This is a genomic window from Roseobacter sp. HKCC-CH-9351, from assembly GCF_037830295.1.
Taxonomy (GTDB): domain Bacteria; phylum Pseudomonadota; class Alphaproteobacteria; order Rhodobacterales; family Rhodobacteraceae; genus M30B80.
In genome coordinates this window covers 77,847-96,825 of sequence record NZ_JBBLYM010000001.1, presented here as the reverse complement: position 1 = coordinate 96,825, position 18,979 = coordinate 77,847, and the positions used below count along the sequence as shown (strand labels likewise).

General features: G+C 53.1%; 15 protein-coding genes and 1 tRNA gene. 8 read left to right on the top strand and 8 right to left on the bottom strand.

Features of this window, described 5'->3' with window-relative positions:
• Nucleotides 1-3 precede the first annotated feature (3 nt).
• The 3 genes from AAC632_RS00525 (at nt 4) to AAC632_RS00515 (ending at nt 3,812) form a co-directional block, all read left to right on the top strand.
• Entirely contained in the window at nt 4-978 is a 975-nt protein-coding gene (locus AAC632_RS00525) for an alpha-ketoacid dehydrogenase subunit beta (RefSeq protein ID WP_340298637.1), read from the top strand.
• Nucleotides 975-2,243, top strand: coding sequence for an alpha/beta fold hydrolase (locus AAC632_RS00520; RefSeq protein WP_340298638.1), 1,269 nt, complete (start codon nt 975-977; stop codon nt 2,241-2,243). Before AAC632_RS00525 ends, AAC632_RS00520 begins: the two co-directional genes overlap by 4 nt.
• An 81-nt stretch (nt 2,244-2,324) precedes the next feature.
• The gene (locus AAC632_RS00515) at nt 2,325-3,812 is read left to right on the top strand and encodes an FGGY-family carbohydrate kinase (RefSeq protein WP_340298639.1); all 1,488 of its coding nucleotides are present in this window, start codon (nt 2,325-2,327) and stop codon (nt 3,810-3,812) included.
• A gap of 128 nt (nt 3,813-3,940) precedes the next feature.
• Here AAC632_RS00515 and AAC632_RS00510 read toward each other — a convergent pair whose 3' ends face one another.
• Nucleotides 3,941-4,852: a tyrosine-type recombinase/integrase gene (locus AAC632_RS00510; RefSeq protein WP_340298640.1), complete on the bottom strand. Its 912-nt coding sequence runs from the start codon at nt 4,850-4,852 to the stop codon at nt 3,941-3,943.
• Between the two features lie 498 nt (nt 4,853-5,350).
• Here AAC632_RS00510 and AAC632_RS00505 point away from each other — a divergent pair, with 498 nt between their 5' ends.
• Complete coding sequence (locus AAC632_RS00505; RefSeq protein WP_340298642.1) at nt 5,351-5,677, top strand: hypothetical protein; 327 nt, start codon at nt 5,351-5,353, stop codon at nt 5,675-5,677.
• A 10-nt stretch (nt 5,678-5,687) separates the two neighbouring features.
• Complete coding sequence (locus tag AAC632_RS00500) at nt 5,688-7,145, top strand: hypothetical protein (RefSeq protein ID WP_340298644.1); 1,458 nt, start codon at nt 5,688-5,690, stop codon at nt 7,143-7,145.
• 189 nt (nt 7,146-7,334) lie between these two features.
• On the opposite strand, the gene AAC632_RS00495 is transcribed toward AAC632_RS00500, so the two are convergent.
• Complete coding sequence (locus AAC632_RS00495) at nt 7,335-8,591, bottom strand: aminotransferase class V-fold PLP-dependent enzyme (protein WP_340298645.1); 1,257 nt, start codon at nt 8,589-8,591, stop codon at nt 7,335-7,337.
• A 98-nt stretch (nt 8,592-8,689) separates the two neighbouring features.
• Between AAC632_RS00495 and AAC632_RS00490 the strand changes: the two genes are divergently transcribed.
• Complete coding sequence (locus AAC632_RS00490) at nt 8,690-10,204, top strand: malonate--CoA ligase (protein WP_340298646.1); 1,515 nt, start codon at nt 8,690-8,692, stop codon at nt 10,202-10,204.
• Here the strand turns inward: AAC632_RS00490 and AAC632_RS00485 are convergent.
• The 3 genes from AAC632_RS00485 to AAC632_RS00475 all read right to left on the bottom strand — a co-directional run bounded on the left by AAC632_RS00485 (nt 10,201) and on the right by AAC632_RS00475 (nt 14,059).
• Entirely contained in the window at nt 10,201-11,121 is a 921-nt protein-coding gene (locus AAC632_RS00485) for a DMT family transporter (protein ID WP_340298648.1), read from the bottom strand. The genes AAC632_RS00490 and AAC632_RS00485 overlap by 4 nt on opposite strands.
• Nucleotides 11,122-11,221: 100 nt before the next feature.
• Nucleotides 11,222-12,175: a class I SAM-dependent DNA methyltransferase gene (locus AAC632_RS00480; RefSeq protein WP_340298649.1), complete on the bottom strand. Its 954-nt coding sequence runs from the start codon at nt 12,173-12,175 to the stop codon at nt 11,222-11,224.
• A gap of 207 nt (nt 12,176-12,382) precedes the next feature.
• Nucleotides 12,383-14,059 carry a flavin-containing monooxygenase gene (locus AAC632_RS00475; RefSeq protein ID WP_340299839.1) on the bottom strand — a complete coding sequence of 559 codons (1,677 nt, stop codon included), beginning with the start codon at nt 14,057-14,059 and terminating at the stop codon, nt 12,383-12,385.
• A gap of 151 nt (nt 14,060-14,210) precedes the next feature.
• Here AAC632_RS00475 and AAC632_RS00470 point away from each other — a divergent pair, with 151 nt between their 5' ends.
• Together AAC632_RS00470 and AAC632_RS00465 are read left to right on the top strand one after the other, a co-directional pair.
• Entirely contained in the window at nt 14,211-15,128 is a 918-nt protein-coding gene (locus AAC632_RS00470) for a DMT family transporter (RefSeq protein WP_340298651.1), read from the top strand.
• Nucleotides 15,129-15,380: 252 nt separating this feature from the next.
• Nucleotides 15,381-15,740: a YdeI/OmpD-associated family protein gene (locus tag AAC632_RS00465; protein WP_340298653.1), complete on the top strand. Its 360-nt coding sequence runs from the start codon at nt 15,381-15,383 to the stop codon at nt 15,738-15,740.
• A 259-nt stretch (nt 15,741-15,999) separates the two neighbouring features.
• Here the strand turns inward: AAC632_RS00465 and AAC632_RS00460 are convergent.
• From AAC632_RS00460 to glpX, 3 genes are all read right to left on the bottom strand, one after another.
• A tRNA-Glu gene (locus AAC632_RS00460) sits at nt 16,000-16,074 on the bottom strand.
• 104 nt (nt 16,075-16,178) lie between these two features.
• Nucleotides 16,179-17,960 carry a single-stranded-DNA-specific exonuclease RecJ gene (recJ, locus tag AAC632_RS00455; protein ID WP_340298655.1) on the bottom strand — a complete coding sequence of 594 codons (1,782 nt, stop codon included), beginning with the start codon at nt 17,958-17,960 and terminating at the stop codon, nt 16,179-16,181.
• 47 nt (nt 17,961-18,007) lie between these two features.
• The gene (glpX, locus tag AAC632_RS00450) at nt 18,008-18,976 is read right to left on the bottom strand and encodes a class II fructose-bisphosphatase (protein ID WP_340298657.1); all 969 of its coding nucleotides are present in this window, start codon (nt 18,974-18,976) and stop codon (nt 18,008-18,010) included.
• Nucleotides 18,977-18,979 lie beyond the last annotated feature (3 nt).

Here is an 18,979-nt window from a genome sequence, read left to right as displayed (position 1 = left end):
GCGGTGCCAAAACTAGCTTACCGTGATGCGCTAAGGCATGCACTGATTGATGCGATGCGCGAAGACCCGGATGTGTTTGTAATTGGTGAGGAAGTGGGGCGCTATGGAGGAGCCTATGGAGTTACCAAAGGCTTGATTGAGGAGTTTGGGCCTGAGCGTTTGCTTGATACACCTATCTCGGAGCCAGCCATTGTGGGAACTGCTGTTGGTGCAGCTATGGCCGGAATGCGTCCAGTCGCTGAATTGATGTACGTAGATTTTATCGGCATGACTATGGATCAATTGTGTAACCAGGCTGCTAAAATCCGCTACATGTTTGGAGGGCAGATTGGTGTGCCTATGGTCTTAAGGACGCAGGGCGGTACTGGTCGATCTGCAGGAGCGCAGCATAGCCAGTCGCTAGAGGCGTACATCATGCACACACCCGGTCTGCGATTGGCGATGCCCGCGACTGTGTATGATGCATATCATTTGCTGCGACAGTCGCTTAAACAGCCTGACCCGGTAGTATTCATCGAACATAAAAGCCTTTACGCAATGACGGATGAAGTGGATCTAAGCGCTCGACCACCTGAGTGGGGTAAGGCCGTAATTAGACGAGATGGCGATGATTTGGTGATTATTAGCTATTCACGGCAAGTACATTACGCGTTGCAAGCTGCCGATAAATTGGCCGCGCATGGTCGCGAAGCAATGGTTATTGATTTGCGCACTCTAAATCCCCTCGATTTTGACACTATCCGAGAGGCTGTAGAAAAAGTTGGAAAAGCCTTGGTTGTTTCTGAAGGAGCGATCACATGTGGCGTGGCGGCCGAATTGGCCGCACGAATTTCAGAGGAATGTTTCGATTTTCTCGAAGAGCCTGTCATACGTATCGCCGGCGAGGACATCCCTATCTCAGTATCGGTTGAGCTGGAAAGAAACTCGGTTCCAACGGTAGATCTCATTTTTGAGACAGCCCAAAGGGTTTTTTCATGAGTGGGTTGCTCAAAATGCCTCGTGTTGGCGAGACTATGGAAGAGGGCAGGGTGGTGGCCTGGTTGGTTGAACCAGGTAATTCTTTCGAGCGAGGAGATGTATTGCTCGAAGTTGAAACTGATAAAACTGTGGTTGAACTCCCCGCCTTGGGCACTGGTACTTTAATCACCCAGTTGGTTGCGGCTGGTGAAATGGTTGAGGTAGGCATTCCGATCGCGGAAATCGATTTTGGATCTGGGCCTGATTGGATGCAAGATGACAATGGTCCACATGGTGAAAAGCTCGCAATCTCAACTGGCACACTGAATCAGTCAAATCAAAATAATAACACGCTATCATTCCGTGAACCTTCTAACAGGCCCCGCGCTACGCCAGTCGCACGCCGATTGGCGCAAAAACATGGGATCGAATTGACTGGTTTGGCTGGTAGCGGGCGACGAGGACGCGTTGAGCGCCTCGACGTAGAAGCCGCAGTATCTGCTTTTTCAAAAGATATATCTGAGGAATGCAAAACAGGACACGGACTTGCATGGTCTGAGATGGGTAAGCGAGGTGGAGAAGCCGTGTTTTTTGTTCATGGTTTCGCTGCTGATCGCACAGCTTGGATTGGCCTCCAAACGGAGCTAGCGCGTTCTGGCTGCCATACAGTTGCAGTTGACCTGCCAGGACATGGCATAGCTACGCACGAGGCGGCAAATCTTGATGCACTGCATCATGCGCTAATAGACGTGATTAGGCAGTGTTTTGGCAGTGCTCCAGTGCACGTTGTTGCCCATTCGATGGGTGCTATCCCAGCAATATGTTTGGGAAAGTCGCTAAGTTTGGCATCGTTGACCTTGATAGCGCCAGCTGGCCTTGGACAGCGTGTCGATACCGCATTCCTTTCTAAACTAAGCCAACCACGTGGTGTTGAGGACATCAAAAATGCGCTCAACATGTTAACCGTTGGATCGAATGGTTTATCCGATCGGGCGATCAAGGATATTTATGAGACGCAATCAAAAGGCCGCCTCATTGCACTGGCCAAGGAATTGAGTGGACGCCGTGGTAAAGTGCGAGACTTATGCAATGACTTGGCTGGGTTGTCGCACAAACATCCCGTTACAATCATTACAGGCACTGGTGATCAGATTGTTGAGCATTCAGATGTCCTTTCCATCTCTCCGCTAATTGCCACCCATCAGTTTTTGAACGTTGGTCACATGCCGCATTGGGAGGCTCTGGGTGACGTGCGGACGATCATAGAAAGAAAGTTGAAATATTGAATATTATTGCCACACGCCCCAAGAAAAACGGCTCTGCAAGTAGTCCTGTTAGCGTGGGCTAATGCGATAAAGGGAGGTATCATGGCCTATTTTCTTACCTTTGACGGTGGAACCGAAAGTCTTCGCGCCCGCATATATGACTTGTCGGGGGCATGCTTGGGCAGCCAGGCAGTTCCGTATCAGACTAAGTTTTCTGCGGGGGCCCAGGCAGAGCAAGACCCGTCTGATTGGTGGGATGCCGTCGTTAATTCGACCCGTGGGGCGCTGGCACAAGCGAATGTCGCGCCAGAAAAAATTGAAGCGATATCCTATGCCACAACTTGCTGCTCGGTAGTCGCACTTGACGCAAATGGCGATGCCTTGCGGCCAGCCCTCATCTGGATGGACGTGCGGGCTAATGAAGAAGCAGACGCCGTTCTAGAAACCAACGATCCCGCTTTAATGCTGAATGGGGGCGGGAAGGGGCCTGTCTCGGCTGAGTGGATGATCCCGAAGGCTCTATGGCTAAAACGTAACGAGCCGACCACGTATGATCGCGCCTACAGGATTTGTGAGTATCAAGATTATTTGACGTACCGCTTTACCGGTGAATGGGCTGCAAGTTTGGATAATGTTGGATTGCGATGGCACTACCGCAATCGCGATGGTGGATGGGCCACAACCATGGTCGAGGCTCTCGGGATTGGAGATATCTTAGAGAAGTGGCCTCCTCGCATTGTGGCGCCTGGTTCGTTAATCGGAACGTTAACGAAAACAGCTGCTGATGCGCTGGGCCTCCCACAATCCGTCAAGGTGATACAGGGAGGCGCGGACGCACTCATTGGCATGATTGGCTTGGGAGTAGCGCAACCCGGACAGCTAGCGCTGATTACAGGCTCCTCCCATTTGCAATTTGGCGTGACTGAGGCACCGCTCAATGCGCCCGGTGTGTGGGGGTCATATGCCGACATCGTTTATCCTGATCGGTTTATTGTTGAGGGCGGACAGACATCGACGGGATCCATTATCAATTGGCTGGGTCGGTTGACTGGTGGCCTCGACTTTGACGAACTAAATGCGAAGGCGTCCCAACTCGCTCCCGGGTGTGATGGTCTCATTGTGCAAGACCATTTCCAAGGCAATCGAACGCCGTATACAGATCCTCTGTCCCGCGGTGCATTGGTCGGGCTGACGCTTGCGCATGAGAAGCATCATATTTTCCGAGCCATGATGGAGGGTGTGGGCTTTGGGACGCGAGCGATTTTGGATGCGTTCAAGGCTGCAGGTTATTCGGCGGACGAGATGACACTGGGTGGTGGAGCTTCCGGCTCAGACCTGTGGCTGCAAATTCATGCTGACACGTCCGGCATTCCTGTGCGTGTGCCAGCCTCTCCAGACGCGCCATCTACTGGTTCGGCAGTTCTCGCTGCGTATGGAGCCGGGCACTATGTGTCCATTGATGAGGGAATATCGCAGATGGTCCACGCAGGCCGGACCATTGACCCGATTTCGGCCAATGTAGAGCAGTATGAAGAGGTCTACGCCCGATATAAGTCACTTTATCCCGCGCTTAAGGCTTGTCTGGGCTGAATATGCGTGAACATCAATTTAGGACGTTATTGATGCCTTGGATAAAGTAAAGTCATAGCCGTACAATAAGGGATTACCACGCGTGGGATTGTTCCATTTGCGGGTGTTCTTATGAACTCAAAATTCTTCTACGCACTGTCCCAGACGTTGTGCTCTGCCTTCTCAAGGTATCGAGCCAAAACTGCATGGGTCCTCCAGCCACCCGCACGCATTATGGCGATACTGTCGTGCCCCTGTCTCAGCAATTCCTGCGCGGCTCCCACACGAAGTGAGTGGGCGCTGAAGTCATCGACGACCCACTTGTCGTACCCGGCGACACGTGCGCTCGACTTGATAATATTTTTCACCGTGGAACCAGAGAGTGATCGATTGATCGCCACGCCGCGATAGATCGCGCAGAAGAGGGGCCCTATCTCGCTGCCGCGCCACTCCAGCCAGTCGCCCAAGAGACTGGCAGAGCGCGGCGACGTGAAAGCAATTCGGCCTCGACCAGATTGATCGGTTTTGGAGCGGCGCAGGATCACCTCCAGCGTGCCGTCGCGGCGCCAACTCACATCCTCGCTGCGCAGCGCGGTGATCTCTGATCGACGCGCTAACAAGTCATAGCCGAGCGAGAGCAGGGCCCTATTGCGGAGCCCCCAAGGCGTACCCGGCTGCACGTCGAGGAGTTTGTGTAGTGCGGCGAGACTGAGCCCCTGAGCCTGCTTGGGCCGCGTGGGCCGCGCCCGAGCGATCCGGCGCAGGCACAATTCCACTTCTGGATCATCTGTGGGGTCAGACACTCTCGCCAGCGTGAAGACACGGCGGGCACTGTAGACACGCCGCAGGACAGTGCCATGACACATGCCACGTTTGGCTTCATGCTCTAAGAAGTCACAGACATCGTCTGGTGATAAGGCATTCCAATTGAGGTCATGCCTCACGCACCAGTCGACTAACGTGCGCATGTCGGTATAGTATGACTTGATAGTGGCGGGCGCGTATGCGCCATTGAGGCGTTGAATATAGGTTTGCCAATCAATTTGGTGGAAATCTCTCATAGCATTAATATGATATCAAAGTGATCACAATGCAAGCTGATAAAATCACCGCTGAACAGATAAAGGCGGCGAGGCACGCGATTAGTTTGAGCAACCTCGAAATTGCTGAGGCTACTGGAATTGGGATAGCCACGCTTCGTAGATACGAGGCGTCCAACGGCGTCCCAAAATCACGAAAGGGTCACCTCGAGCTGCTAAAAAAATTCTTTGAAGCCCGCGGCATTGAGTTCGTGGGCGCGCCCGACGAGGGCCCAGGCATCCGGATTTGGGGTAGGGCCGGAGGCTAGCGCGGTCGCGTCCCACGCTCTAGCGGTTTCCGCTTAGAGTGGAGCAAGAGACCACCAATTTGTGAACTTCCCACTCACTATTACCTCATGTCTAGGGCTTGCAACGGCTCGGGACCAGACCAGACCCAGGGTCGCGATATCCCGCACAGCTTGCCCACCATAAGATAAACGCTAACTAATACTACAACTAGTGTAGAAGGGGGCGTGCCACATGATCTCTAAAGTAATTAAAATTTCAGTATGTGCCGCGTTAGCGTCCGTAGCTCCTAGTTTCGCGATCGCTCAGTCGGGCCTGGCGGACGCCTTCTGCCAGGCCTACATGCCCGTCGTGGAGCAGTCTCTCTACATGCGCGACCAGGGCATCCCCATTGGCGTGTCGAAGGACATGGCCGACTCCGCATTCGACACCAATCGCGAGCTGTGGCTGTGGCTAAATCAGGCCATAGACCTCGCATACCAGGACCCGGGTCTCGTCCGCGCGGCCATTAGCGATGGGCGCATGATGCAGAGCTGCGTCGCCTCCGTGCGCGGATATTGAGGGCGGGCCGATGAAGTTTTCAGTCTCAGCCCTAATTGGCCTCGCCCTGGTCGCATTCGCGGGCCCGGTAGCGGCGGCCTGCGGCGCGGGCGAGGTCTCCGTATTCTCCTGCTCGATCGCCTCAAACGGCAACCGCCTCGAGGTGTGCCGATCGGACACGTGGCTGGGATACAGCTACGGTCCCGCCAAGGGCAGCCCCGACCTCGAGCTGTCGGCAGACATCTACACTGACTTCCGCCCGTGGCTCGACGGCGACGCCGTGCGAGAGGACATATTCCGCTTCCGCAATGGCGACTACCGCTACGACGTCGTAAGCGGCCTGACGGCCTCGGGCAATGACGACGTGGCCTACGGCCGCGTGGACGTCTACCAGAACCAGGACCGGATCGCGTCTCTAGAGTGCAACCCGTCCTCTCTGATGACCCAGTCATCGGCCCTCTACGAGGAGCTGGACGGACTGGCGCTCTGCTGGAATGACGGCCTCGACCGCTGGGCCGAGTGCCCCGAGGCGGAGCCTGAGCCCGAGCCCGAAGTGGGGTCGGTGCCCGGAAAGCCACCCATGCCAAGCTCGGGTGAAACACCGGCTCCGGGCAAAGTCCCGCAGCCACAGGCGCCTTCCGACCAGCCCGCCCAGCCAGTGGACGCGGGCAGCGACACGCTGAACACGGTGACCGAGACCCAATGGACGCTCTACGGCACGCCATCCTGCGGGATTGGCGCAGAGGTGACTGATTACCAGCGCTTCCTGCCCACGGAGTACTACAACGTCATCACGGGCACTGAGTACCACGCCGACGACATGCGCGTGGAGTACTTCCGCGTGGACGAGGCCCGCCGCCGTTTCGAGGCCAGCTACTCAACCTGGGTCGCCATGGCCCCGGCCCACCCCTGGACGATTATAGAATACGTGGGCGTGCTGCAGGCAGACGGCTCCATGGAGCTCTCGACAGTGATACAGCAGGTCGACTTCGACACCGTCAACGACCTCGTCCCGCGCTATGATACGACGCGCGAGGAGGAGACGCTATGGCCCTGCGACAACCTCCCCGAGGCGTCGGCCGGATCCGATGGCGCGACGCGCGTGCTCGTCCAAGTGCCCGACGGATTAGACCCTGACGCATATGACAGCTGCGACGCGGTATTCAGTGCGGCGTTCGACGGGCTGGACGTGCCAATCATGACTGTATTCGAGCAGGTGGACGGGACCTGGCAGGCCGAGAACTTCCACACGGCCCACTGCGAGGAAAACAGCCCAAACATGTGCCCCCTCATCGGGGGTGAGTGGACCCAGAACCCCCGCGAAGTCTCGTCGAACCCGATTGTACTGGAGATCACCAACGACGGCTGCACGAGCAGCTACGAGTTCATTCTCGAGGGGCGCTCGGGCGTCGCAAACGGCTCGAGCCGCGGCGACTGCGCGTTTGGGGGTGAGCCCTTCACCTACGCAGTGATCGACTGCGCGCAGTGAACATCCGCGCCGACCCAATGCGTGAGGGGAGGGCGCGAGACACTACTCGGAGCAGGGACGCGCCCGGAACGCGGTTCAGAGGAGAAAATCTAAGCCACTGAAATTATTTACTGAAACGCGTTCCGCACGCGCGGCTGCGTGCTCAAAAATTTTCAGGATTTCTAAATTCCCGATAAGGTCACAACCCCCTCACACCCCCTCCACAACCTCGCGCATGGCGGTGAGGAATTGTGCGACTTCGGTTTCGGTGTTGTAGTGGCACATTGAGACGCGCACGGCGGCGTCTAGGCCCAAGGGGGAGAGCACGTTGCCTGAATAATGATCCGCCTTGCGGGTATGGGTGCGGATGCCGCGTTCGCGCAGTTTGGTGACAATATCAGGCGCGGCTTGGCCCTTGACGGTCAGGCAAACCAGACCCTCGCGGGCGGGGTTCTCGAGGCCACCGATGATGTCGACCTCCGCCATATCTTTGAGGCCTTTGATATTGCCAATGCCGTTGATCATGGCATCGGTGAGGTGTTTTTCATGGGCGTGGATCGCCTCGCCTGCCGCGACAATCCGCGCGCGGGGATCGGTCTGATCCGAGACTTCACCGCCGAGCCAGACAAAATAATCCACCACATCGGAAAAGGTCACATAGGCACCCGTATCGCGGGTGCCGAATTCCCATGGGTTTCCGGGCGCATCAATCAGATGTTCGTGCTTGATCGCATGCAGCCTATCGCTGACCCAAGCGACGCCATAGCCATGACGCGAGAAGACCTTATAGGGCGAGATGACATAGCCATCGACATCATAGCTCTCGATATCAAGCCTGCCATGCGCAGCGTGCTGGATGCCATCAACGATGATGATGCAATCAGGCGCGATTTTGCGGATTTCGGCGGCAATGGCGCCTACATCCACCCCCATGCCCGTGACGGGCGAGGTGTGCAGGATCGTGGCCACGCGGGTATCTGGGGTGATTTCGGGGCGATAGGCCTCGGGGCCGACTGTGCCCATGGTGTCATCATGCGCGACAAGAATATGGGGTTTGCCCGCCACTTCGGCCCAATGGGCGGCGGCACTGCGCGAGGCGGGATGTTCCAATGTGCTGCCCAAAACGCGGCCTGCGCCCGTGCCGACAATCGCGGTTCGGATCAAGCGAAACAGCAATTCTGTGCCGCTTTCGCCGACGAAAAACTGCCCCTTCGGTGCGTTGAAAAACAACCGCATATCGGCCTTTGCTTTGTCAATCAGCGCCACAAGGGCATGGGCGGCAGGGTTGTCACGGCCTTGATTGTCAGGGATGGCGGCGAATTTGGCCGAAGTTTCGACCACAGAATTCAACGTCAATGCACCGCCTGCATTCTCGAAAAACACCCGCGGCCCTTCAAAGGGGCAGGTGTCCACATGGGCGAAGCGACCGCGAATTTCATCCAACAAACCCGATTTTTCACTCAGCATTTGACCATTTCTTTCTAGACAGTAAGGTTGCGCCTCTTAGGGCAGAGGGCGATAAAACGTCCCAAATCAGCGCGCCTATAGGAGTGAGGAAATCGCAAATGAGCAACCCCCTTTTTGACGCTTTATTGGCCCCCCATCAGGGCAAGGAGAGCAGCTTTCTCATTTTGCCGGACGGGTCAGAAATGGCACATAGCGCATTCCTTGGTTTGGCCAACCAAATGGCGCATGCTTTGCGCGCCGCCGATGTGGGGGTGGGGGATCGGGTTGCGGTGCATGTTGAGAAAACCGCGCCTGCCTTGGCGCTTTATGCGGCGTGTATCACGGCGGGTGCTGTGTTTTTGCCACTGAACACCGCCTACACGCCTGCAGAACTATCCTATTTCATCACTGATGCGGATGCGGCGCTGGTGATCTGTGATCCGTCTGAACTGGCCGCCTTGACCCCAATTGCTGAAACCTGCAAGGCGACAATCCTGACCTTGGATGCCTCAGGGCAGGGCAGTTTGGCCCGTGCCGCGGTGCAACACCCCACGGAATTTACGCCCGTGCCGCGCGGCCAGAATGATCTTGCAGCGCTTCTTTACACTTCGGGGACAACGGGCCGCTCCAAGGGGGCGATGTTGACCCATGAGAACCTGCTGTCAAACGCGCGCGCCTTGGCCGAGGAGTGGCGCTTTACAAGCGATGATGTGCTGCTGCACGCTTTGCCAATTTTCCATTCTCATGGGCTTTTTGTGGCGTGCAATGTCAGCTTATTGGCGGGCAATGCGATGATCTTTTTGCCAAAATTTGACCAAGAGGCAATTTTGCAGTTTTTGCCACGCGCCACCACGATGATGGGTGTGCCGACCTTTTACACGCGACTGTTGGAAGATGCGCGCTTTACCCGTGAGTTGGTCGCGCATATGCGGCTGTTTGTGTCTGGCTCTGCCCCGCTTTTGGCGGAAACCCATTTGGCTTTTGAAGGGCGCACAGGTCACCGCATTCTTGAAAGATACGGGATGACTGAGACGAATATGAACACCTCAAATCCCTATGAGGGGGATCGGCGCGCAGGAACAGTTGGTTTCCCCCTGAAGGGAGTGGCGGTCCGTATCTGTGATCCTCAGACGCACGTAGAATTGCCCATGAGCGAGATCGGGATGCTGCATGTGCGGGGGCCAAATGTATTTTGTGGCTATTGGAATATGCCTGAAAAAACCCGCGAAGAACTGCTTGAAGATGGTTTTTTTATCACGGGTGATTTGGCCAAGATTGACGCGGATGGCTATGTTACCATCGTGGGTCGAGGCAAGGATTTGATAATCTCGGGCGGGTTTAACATTTATCCAAAAGAGATTGAAATGTTCCTAGATGCGCAGTCAGGGGTTAAGGAAAGCGCTGTCATCGGTGCGCCGCACCCTGATTTTGGTGAAAGCGTGGTGGCGGTTTTGGTGCCTGAGGCAGAAGACAGTATTGATTTGGATGCAATCCTTGCCGCGGCCAAGGTGGAACTTGCAGGGTTCAAGCGTCCCCGTCATTTTGTCATTGTCGAGGCCTTGCCGCGCAACACAATGGGCAAAGTTCAAAAGGCAGAGATGCGCAAAACCTATGCAGATGTGTTTCAGGCCTAGACAGGTGGTGTCGGGCGGCGTTGCAAATCTGCGCGCCGCTCACGTGCGAAGACATAAAGTCCTGATCCCACGATAATCGCGATACCTAACCAAGTTAGGCTGTCTGGGAAATCTCGGAACAGGAAATACCCCACCGCGACCGATCCCGCGATTTCGAGATATTGCAGCGGCGCGATTGTGGCTGTGGGGGCCAGTTTCAATGCAACTGAGAGCAAGAGATGAGAAATCGTTGCCATGATCCCCACGGCCAATAAGGTCATCATCGCAAATTCATTGGGCCACACAGGGTCGAGCCAAGGGTTGCCCGTGCCGTCAAACCCGATGATCAGGGGCAGGATCAGCACCGATGCCCCCAAGGCCGTATAAGCTTGAAGCGCGATTGGATGTTGGCGGTCTGACATCGTGCGCGTGAGGATCATATAGGCGGCAAATGTCACAGCCGTGCCAAGCGGGAGTAACGCCACAAACCCCAATTCCTGAAAGCTTGGTTGGATCACAAAAAGCGCACCGATAAACCCAATAACACAGGCGGTTATACGGCGCGGGCCAACCTGCTCGCCCAGCAAAAGGCCCCCCATGAGGGTTAAGATGAATGGCTCGACAAAGAAGATGGCCATAGCATTTGCAATCGGCATGTATCGAATGGCTGAGAAAAAGCAAAATGTTGCCAAGAGCAGCATCAAGCCGCGCATCAGATGCCCCACAACATCGCGCGCCGTGGGACGCATGGCGACCCCCATCATAATCGCCATGGGGATCAGGATCACAACTTGAACCCCAAAGCGCGCCGCAACAATTTGCAGCACGGGCACCTCATTTGGGGTGAGCTTGGCCATCCCGTCCATAATTGGGGCGATGATGCAAAAGCCGATCATAAAAAGAATACCCAAAACAGGCTTATCTGCGGTACTGCGCATGCTATGATCCATCGTGATACTGGCCCATACAAACAGGGACGTATGCCGCATCACTGGCACGATCACACGGTTTTGGGAATGATAATTTGCGGGCGCGGGTTTAGGCCATGACCTCATTGTGATCATCATCGCGCAAGGAGACTTGGCGATGGGCAGGTGTTGCAACTACGATCAACCCCATCACATCTTCTCCACGATCTTGGCGAATGGGGGCTTCGGTGATCTTCGGCGGGGCAAAACCCGCTTGCGCAAGAAGATCAGTGATATAGTTCTGTGAATGTGTGAAGCGGCGTGATGCCATTAGACGCACGGGCGCATCGCCTGCCTCGACTGTGAAACAAAGACGCCCTTCGGGCAAAAGCGCATCGGCGCACCATCCGACTACCTTTTCCAAAGCACCGATATAATTGAACACATCCGCCGCCACGATCAGGTCATAGCTTGGACCGATAAGTGCCAATTCTGTGATATCGCATTTGTCTAGTCTGTCGTAACAGCCCTTCTCCTGTGCCTCGGACAACATGGCCGCAGATAGGTCATACCCAACAAGCCGCGCCGTAATTGGGCGCAATAGAACCCCCATTAGGCCCGTGCCGCACCCCAAATCCAGTGCAGAATCGGTGTGGCGAAGGTCTGTGCGCGACAACTCTTCGGCAATCAATTCTGGTGCGCGATACCCAAGCCCCTCGCGCAGTGATCTCTCGAAGCGCGGCGCATATTGATCAAATAATGTCTCGATAAAGGCCGCGGGCATGCGGTCGGTGATGGGGTCAGCTCGCGCGATAAGATCGCATTTCATCGCTGCACCGAAAGGATCGCTTGGGTCGAGGCTCATGGCCTTACGCCAAGCTGCAAGGGCCAAATCTGCTTCGTCTGTGGCCTCGTGATATTCACCCAAACGATACCATCCAGCCGCCCAATCAGGGGATAACTCAAGCGCGGAATTTAACGCCTCGATCGCACCTGCAGCATCGCCTAAATGGGCTAGGGTTTCGGCAAAAGATGCGCGCCTATCTGCCGCCGTATCGCCAGAGGAAAAGGTGTTAAACCCCATGATTTTTTAACTTTAAATCTTGGCCTAACGTCTTTGTTGCGTCCGTGGCCGTGAAACTACGGCTGAGCCCCGTAGCAAAGTCGCAGATATGTCCAGACTGCCCTGCAGTCAAGCACCTTAACACATCAAATCAAAGTATCGCTTTGGCCTTCAATTTTTGTTGTGATCTTTGGATTTGGTAGCTTGTACGCAGATGCGATTAATTATTTACGACATGCTGACGTCACGGATCATTTGAAAGCCCGTATAACCGTTCTTTGCTATATCTTCACAATGGGCGCTGTAGACATCTAGCCCGCCAGCATACGGCATGAACACACGTGGTTTTCCGGGAATATTAGCTCCCAAATACCAAGAGTGGTTTGCCTTAGGTAGCAGGGTGTTACTTGCAACTGCATTCACGTGTTCTGTCCATTGAAACATCGCTTCTTCACGAACCTCAACGGATCGAACTTTGTTAGATTCAGCGAATTGTAATAAGTCTGAAATCCAATTCACATTTTGCTCAATCGATCTTGGCATATTGGTTAAGACTGATGGGCTGCCTGGCCCAGTGACAATGAACATATTTGGAAAATGAGCTACGCCGACACCTAGGTAGGTCTTTGGTCCTTCGCGCCACGCGTCACACAGCCGAAGGCCGTTTTTTCCGACTATGTCCATATTAAGAAGTGCGCCGGACATCGCATCAAAGCCAGTGGCAAATACCATGATATCGACTTCGATCTTTGTCCCGTCCTCAAGAACCAAACCATGCTTGTCTAATTTCGAAATCGGGTTTTCACGAACATCAACAAGATGAACATTCTTGCGATTGTAGGTTTCGAAATAATTTGTATCTATCGGGGGACGCTTTGTCGCGAATGGGTGATCGGACGGCAGTAACTTTTTAGCGGTGTCTTGGTCCCTGACAATTTCAGATATCTTTGAGCGTATAAAATCGGACATGATTTTATTTGATTGCTCGTTGAATAGAATGTCCTGAAAACTTTCACGGAACCGAAGGCCTCCTATCTCCCAGGCTTCTTCTAAAATCTCGGTCCGTTCGTTTTCAGGTGTTTCAACTAGATTCCTTGGAGGAGCTGTCCATGGATGGCCATGCCGTGATGATAGCATCTGAGCCCTTACATGGTTTCGTTCTTCTGTAAATTTTGAATGAAAATCGGGGTGCAGTGGAGCATTTCTAGCTGGAACACTGTAATTGGGGGTGCGCTGTAAGACAGTTAACTGCTGCGCCTCTTCTGCAATCACTGGAATTGCCTGAATTCCGGTTGAGCCTGTGCCAATAATCGCTACCGATTTGTTGTGAAAATCTACGCCATCATGAGGCCATTGACCCGTATGGTATATTTGACCTTCAAATTCTTGCGCGCCATCAAAATCTGGAGTGTTTGTCGAGGACAAGCAGCCCACCGCCGATACCAGATATTTTGCTTCAATAATAAAGCCACTATTGCACTGTATTTCCCAGCATGCCGTGTCTTCATTCCACACAGCTGTTTTGACGCGTTGATCAAGATAAATGTCACGTCGCAAATGCAATTTGTCTGCACAAAAATTCAGATAGGAGAGTATCTCAGTTTGGCCCGGATATCGCTCTGACCATCTCCATTCGTTCAGAATTTCGTCGGAAAAATAATAACAATATGTGTGGCTTTCTGAGTCACACCGAGCGCCCGGGTACCGGTTCCAGTACCAAGTCCCCCCAACACCAGCGCCAGCCTCAACAATAGCGGCTTTCAAGTGCAATTTATCCCGCAATAAATGAAGCTGATATAGGCCGGAAAATCCAGCGCCGATGATGAGGGCATCAAGCTGTAATTTCGATCCTTTAGCTACGGGGTGTTGATCAATCGATGTGTTCGCCATTGTCTCTTTAAACATTAGTGTTTCAGAATTTCCTCTAGGAGCTAGCACTGTAACGTGACTATTCTAGTCTGGACAGAGCTAAGGCAGTTGTTGAATTGACAATGAAAACTTTGTGATGTGTCTGTTGAAGCTAGTAATCTGATAAATAAAAGAAAAGTGGTGAAATTTGACTAATAAAATTGGGATTGTTTGGGCAAATCAATCCGCATCGTTAAAAAGTATTTTTTTGATGATAGCATCCACTTTCTTTGCTGCGACGATGCATGTTCTTGTAAGGATGAATACCGAAGACTTGCACGCCTTTGAGGTCGCTTTTTTCAGGAGTCTCTTTGGGTTTATCGTGATTTTACCGATGATAGTTCGATCACGTTTTAAGTTTCTAAAAACGACTAAGTTACGGTTACACCTTGTCCGTGGCCTCTTAAACACAACTTCAATGCTAATGTTCTTTTCTAGTTTAGGATTGATTACGTTAGCTCGCGTTAATTCGCTAAGTTTTACAGCCCCAATCTTTTTGGCAATATTAAGCGTGATCTTCTTGGGTGAGCGCTTCCGGATTTATCGTTGGATGGCAATTGTAATGGGCTTCATAGGAATGCTCATCATTCTTCGCCCAGGTTGGTTGGAAATTGACACTGGTTCGATATTGGTGCTTGCGTCAGCTTTTTTTTGGGCTGGATCAATGCTATTTATTAAAATCTTATCAAAAACTGACGATAGCCTGACCATAGTTTCTTGGATGGGCGTCACCACGATTATTTTATCGTTCATTCCAGCTATTTTGGTTTGGAAAACCCCAGATTTTCATCAACTTGTTTGGCTAGTCGTTATTGGATGCTTGGGATCTGCTACGCAGCTCACCCTTAGCCAAGCATTCAAGGAGGGGGACCCAACTTTATTGATGCCTTTTGACTATGTTAAGTTAATTTGGGGCATTGTATTTGGGTTTTGGCTCTTTGGTGAAGTCCCTGATGTTTTCACTTGGATCGGTGGAACTATAATTTTTGTCTCAGGAGTGCTCATTGCTATGAGAGAAAAGAAAAGTAACGCGAAGCCCGCACATGCATCGACCTCAGTGGTTTAATAGTATCCGATGAAGCCTCATGGTCAGTCAAGCAATGGACGCCCACGATAAATTCGAGAAATTGGAAGTCAAATCAGCAAACGAACTGCGCGATTGGCTAGTTAAACACCACGCTCAATCTGAGAGTGTTTGGCTAGTGACATGGAAGAAAGCTGCAAAAGCCCCTTACGTGTCTCGGGATGAGGTTCTCGATCAGCTTATTGCGTTCGGCTGGATTGACGACATCAGGCGATAGCTCGATAAAAAAAGACCATGAAACTTATTTCACCCCGCAAAAAGCAAGCGTGGGCGAAATCCTACAAGGACAGAACAGAGAGATTAGAAGCTAGCGGCCAGATGCACGAAGCTGGCCGTGCCGCAATAATGTTTTCAAAGAAGAGTGGTCTTTGGAATGACACCGATGAGGTGGATGCGCTGATTATTCCAAAGGATTTGCAGGACGTACTTTCTGCCAACGAAGTAGCTTGGCAATTTTTTAGTGCGTCTGCACCCAGCTATCGCCGAAACGTTCTTCGGTGGCTTCACGCTGCGAAACGTAAAGAAACACGCGCTGGTCGAATTTCCAAAATTATTGCGCTGTCCTCTCAGTCCGTGAAAGTGCCAAACCTTTAACACACAAACGGAAGCAACGCGCGCGCGGGCGGGAGCAAACACGCAGCCACGCGCGCGTGGGACGGTGGTTCGAGTTTAGCATGAAATTACGTCTAAGTTCGGCGTATGATTTGCCAGATTGGCCTATTTTAGGAAATTTTTGCCTTGCGCGTATCGCCATTTACTTGTGTGGACGCCATGCGGCGTGGGGACGAATGTGGGGACGCAGAGCTTAGAAATTTACTAAGCTATTGAAGTTATTTTATATTTTGGGGGGATGTGGCAGCCCGTAGGGGAATCGAACCCCTCTTTCCAGGTTGAAAACCTGGCGTCCTAACCGATAGACGAACGGGCCACGCTTAGTGTGGGCGGTTCTTAGGAAATGTGCGGCTGAGGCGCAAGAGGATTCTGTACTACTGCGCGCTAATTTTTTATTTCATAAATTGATCTAGGTCTAACTCAGCTTGCTTGGCCATCTGCCCACGCGGCATCTTCAAGGCGCAACTGTACTTTGCTGCGGCCCTGCCAATAGTTCAACTCGAGCCGCCCTGCGATGTGGATGTTGCGTCCTGATCGCTGCGCCTCTTGTAAAGCAGGACCAAGCGGGCCCTCCATAGCACCAAAAGCAATGCCGTCTATTTTCGTAGGACCGCCATCGGTGGCAGTGAATTTTAAATGAGTTTCGCCCACCGGTTTTGAGAAGATGATTTTCATATTTGGAAAGCCAAAGCGTGGAGCGGGGGCTGAGGCACCGAATGGTCCTACTTGGTCCAACAGTTCTATTAATTCCGTCGTGGCTCCCGAGGGTAGGATTATAGCGTCGACCCGTAAATCTTGATGTATGGTGAGACCTGAACCTTGACGAGCTAGAAGATCTGACAAGCGTGCCATCGCGGGTTCTAGTTGCGCGCGATCGAGACTTAGACCTGCAGCCATTTTGTGCCCGCCGCCTTTTTCAATCAGGCCCTCTGCCGCTAACTTTTGTATGGCTGCGCCTAGGTCAATACCCGCTACTGAACGACCAGATCCCTTGCCGGCATTCCCATCAAAGCCGATGACAATGGCTGGACGGTTCGATGCTTCTTTTAGTCGGCTTGCAACAATACCTACCACACCAGCGTGCCATCCATCGTTTGCAGCCCAGACAAGCGGTGCATCCAAACCGCGCGCTTCTGCTTGCGCAAAAGCTGCATTACGTACTGCAGCCTCGATTTCGCGGCGGTCTGTGTTGAGGCTTTCGAGCTTGGTTGCTATCGCTTGGGCCTTATTCGGCTCAGTCTCGCACAAAAGTTTCGCGCCAAGATCGGCTTCTCCAATACGTCCTCCTGCATTGATGCGTGGGCCGAGGACGAATCCTAAATGGTAGGCGCTTGGAGTACGATCAAGGCGAGCTACATCGCATAGCGCCACAATCCCTGGACGCGCACGTCTTGCCATGACAGCTAGTCCTTGACGCACAAATGCGCGATTTACCCCGATTAATGGCGCAACGTCAGCCACTGTAGCCAGGGCAACTAGATCTAGCATTGCCATTAGATCAGGGCCGATTTTGTCATGAACTTTTCTTAGCTCACGGTTCATTTCCACTAATACTAAAAATACAACAGCAGCCGCACAAAGATGACCCCATTCTCCAGTTTCGTCTTGGCGATTTGGGTTTACAACGGCGACACAATTGGGCAACTCAGCACCACCCAAATGGTGGTCGAGAACCACCACATCACAGTTTGCTGCTGCGATTGGCTCATGTGACAAGGTCCCACAATCAACACAGATGATAAGATCATGTGAAGCGCCTAGTTCCTGCATTGCAGGGATGTTCGGGCCGTAGCCTTCGTCAATTCTATCAGGCACATATATGGTGGCTTCGTGGCCCATTTGACGCAGCCAGTCGACCAAAAGTGTGGCAGAGCTAGCCCCATCGACATCGTAATCTGCAAAAATTGCAATCTTTTGGCGCGTGGTGGCGGCGGTCAAGATACGAATTGCGGCCTTATTCATATCCAGCAAATAGCTTGGGTCAGGCAGCAGGTCGCGAAGTGTGGGGTTCAAAAAACTTTTGGCCTGCTCAGGCAATACTCTGCGCTGCGCCAAAAGCATGGCCACAGGTTGGGGGAGTTGCGCTTCACGCGTAATTACGGTTGCATGGCGCGCCATTTCAGTTGCAGGCGCGACCCATCTTTTGCCCGTAAGCGATACCTTTACTTCAAGGCAGATATTCGCGTTCAAATCATCTGTCATAACAGATTTCGTGGTATGAGCTCCGTGTGTTTTGTAGTGTTGGTCATTTAGCGACCCGTAGGATGACGGTAGCTCATACGGCGAATTGATCCCGTTTTGGAACGCATTAAGATCGTTTCTGTGGTCAGCCAACCTGGTTCTCTTTTGATGCCGGAAAGGATCGATCCTGAGGTCACACCTGTGGCAGCGAAGATCACATCCTCTGTTACCATTTCATCGCGCGTGTAGACACGTTCAAAATCGGTAATGCCGGCTTTGGCAGCGCGAGCACGTTCGTCCTCATTTCGGAACAGCAGTCGTCCCCACATTTGTCCGCCCATGCATTTCAAGGCTGCCGCGGCTAGAACTCCTTCCGGTGCACCACCTTGGCCCATATACATATCAATACCAGTCAGATTAGCCTCGGCGGTATGAATGACGCCTGCTACATCGCCGTCGGTAATCAAACGGATCGAGGCGCCTGTGCCGCGAATTTCCGAGATTATTGCCTCATGACGGGGGCGCTCAAGAACACAGACAGTGATATCGTTTGGGCTGCATCCGCGCGCTTTGGCAAGAGCCATAACACGTGCCGAAGGACTCATATCTAGGTTAAGGATGCCTTCAGGGTAGCCAGGCCCAATTGCAAGCTTATCCATATAAGTATCAGGCGCGTGAAGCATAGATCCACGTGGCCCCATCGCAATCACTGTCAGGGCGTTAGGCATATCCTTTGCGGTCAGGGTTGTCCCTTCTAGGGGATCAAGCGCGATATCAACCGCGGGGCCAGTTCCCGTGCCGACCTCTTCGCCGATATAGAGCATGGGGGCCTCGTCCCGTTCGCCCTCACCGATGACAACCACACCTTGAATATCAAGCAGGTTCAACTGCTCGCGCATGGCGTTCACCGCCGCTTGGTCGGCGGCCTTTTCATCGCCGCGGCCAATAAGATCTGCCGAGGCAATCGCCGCCGCTTCAGAAACACGGGCCAAGCCCAAAGAGAGCATACGATCATTGAAATCGGATTTTTGCGACATGGG

Coding starts and splice junctions, on each gene's coding strand:
- AAC632_RS00520 (WP_340298638.1), top strand. CDS start 975: ATGAGTGGGTTGCTCAAAATGCCTCGTGTTGGCGAGACTATGGAAGAG.
- AAC632_RS00515 (WP_340298639.1), top strand. CDS start 2,325: ATGGCCTATTTTCTTACCTTTGACGGTGGAACCGAAAGTCTTCGCGCC.
- AAC632_RS00510 (WP_340298640.1), bottom strand. CDS start 4,852: ATGAGAGATTTCCACCAAATTGATTGGCAAACCTATATTCAACGCCTC.
- AAC632_RS00505 (WP_340298642.1), top strand. CDS start 5,351: ATGATCTCTAAAGTAATTAAAATTTCAGTATGTGCCGCGTTAGCGTCC.
- AAC632_RS00500 (WP_340298644.1), top strand. CDS start 5,688: ATGAAGTTTTCAGTCTCAGCCCTAATTGGCCTCGCCCTGGTCGCATTC.
- AAC632_RS00495 (WP_340298645.1), bottom strand. CDS start 8,591: ATGCTGAGTGAAAAATCGGGTTTGTTGGATGAAATTCGCGGTCGCTTC.
- AAC632_RS00490 (WP_340298646.1), top strand. CDS start 8,690: ATGAGCAACCCCCTTTTTGACGCTTTATTGGCCCCCCATCAGGGCAAG.
- AAC632_RS00485 (WP_340298648.1), bottom strand. CDS start 11,121: ATGCGCAGTACCGCAGATAAGCCTGTTTTGGGTATTCTTTTTATGATC.
- AAC632_RS00480 (WP_340298649.1), bottom strand. CDS start 12,175: ATGGGGTTTAACACCTTTTCCTCTGGCGATACGGCGGCAGATAGGCGC.
- AAC632_RS00475 (WP_340299839.1), bottom strand. CDS start 14,059: ATGTTTAAAGAGACAATGGCGAACACATCGATTGATCAACACCCCGTA.
- AAC632_RS00465 (WP_340298653.1), top strand. CDS start 15,381: ATGAAACTTATTTCACCCCGCAAAAAGCAAGCGTGGGCGAAATCCTAC.
- recJ (WP_340298655.1), bottom strand. CDS start 17,960: ATGACAGATGATTTGAACGCGAATATCTGCCTTGAAGTAAAGGTATCG.
- glpX (WP_340298657.1), bottom strand. CDS start 18,976: ATGTCGCAAAAATCCGATTTCAATGATCGTATGCTCTCTTTGGGCTTG.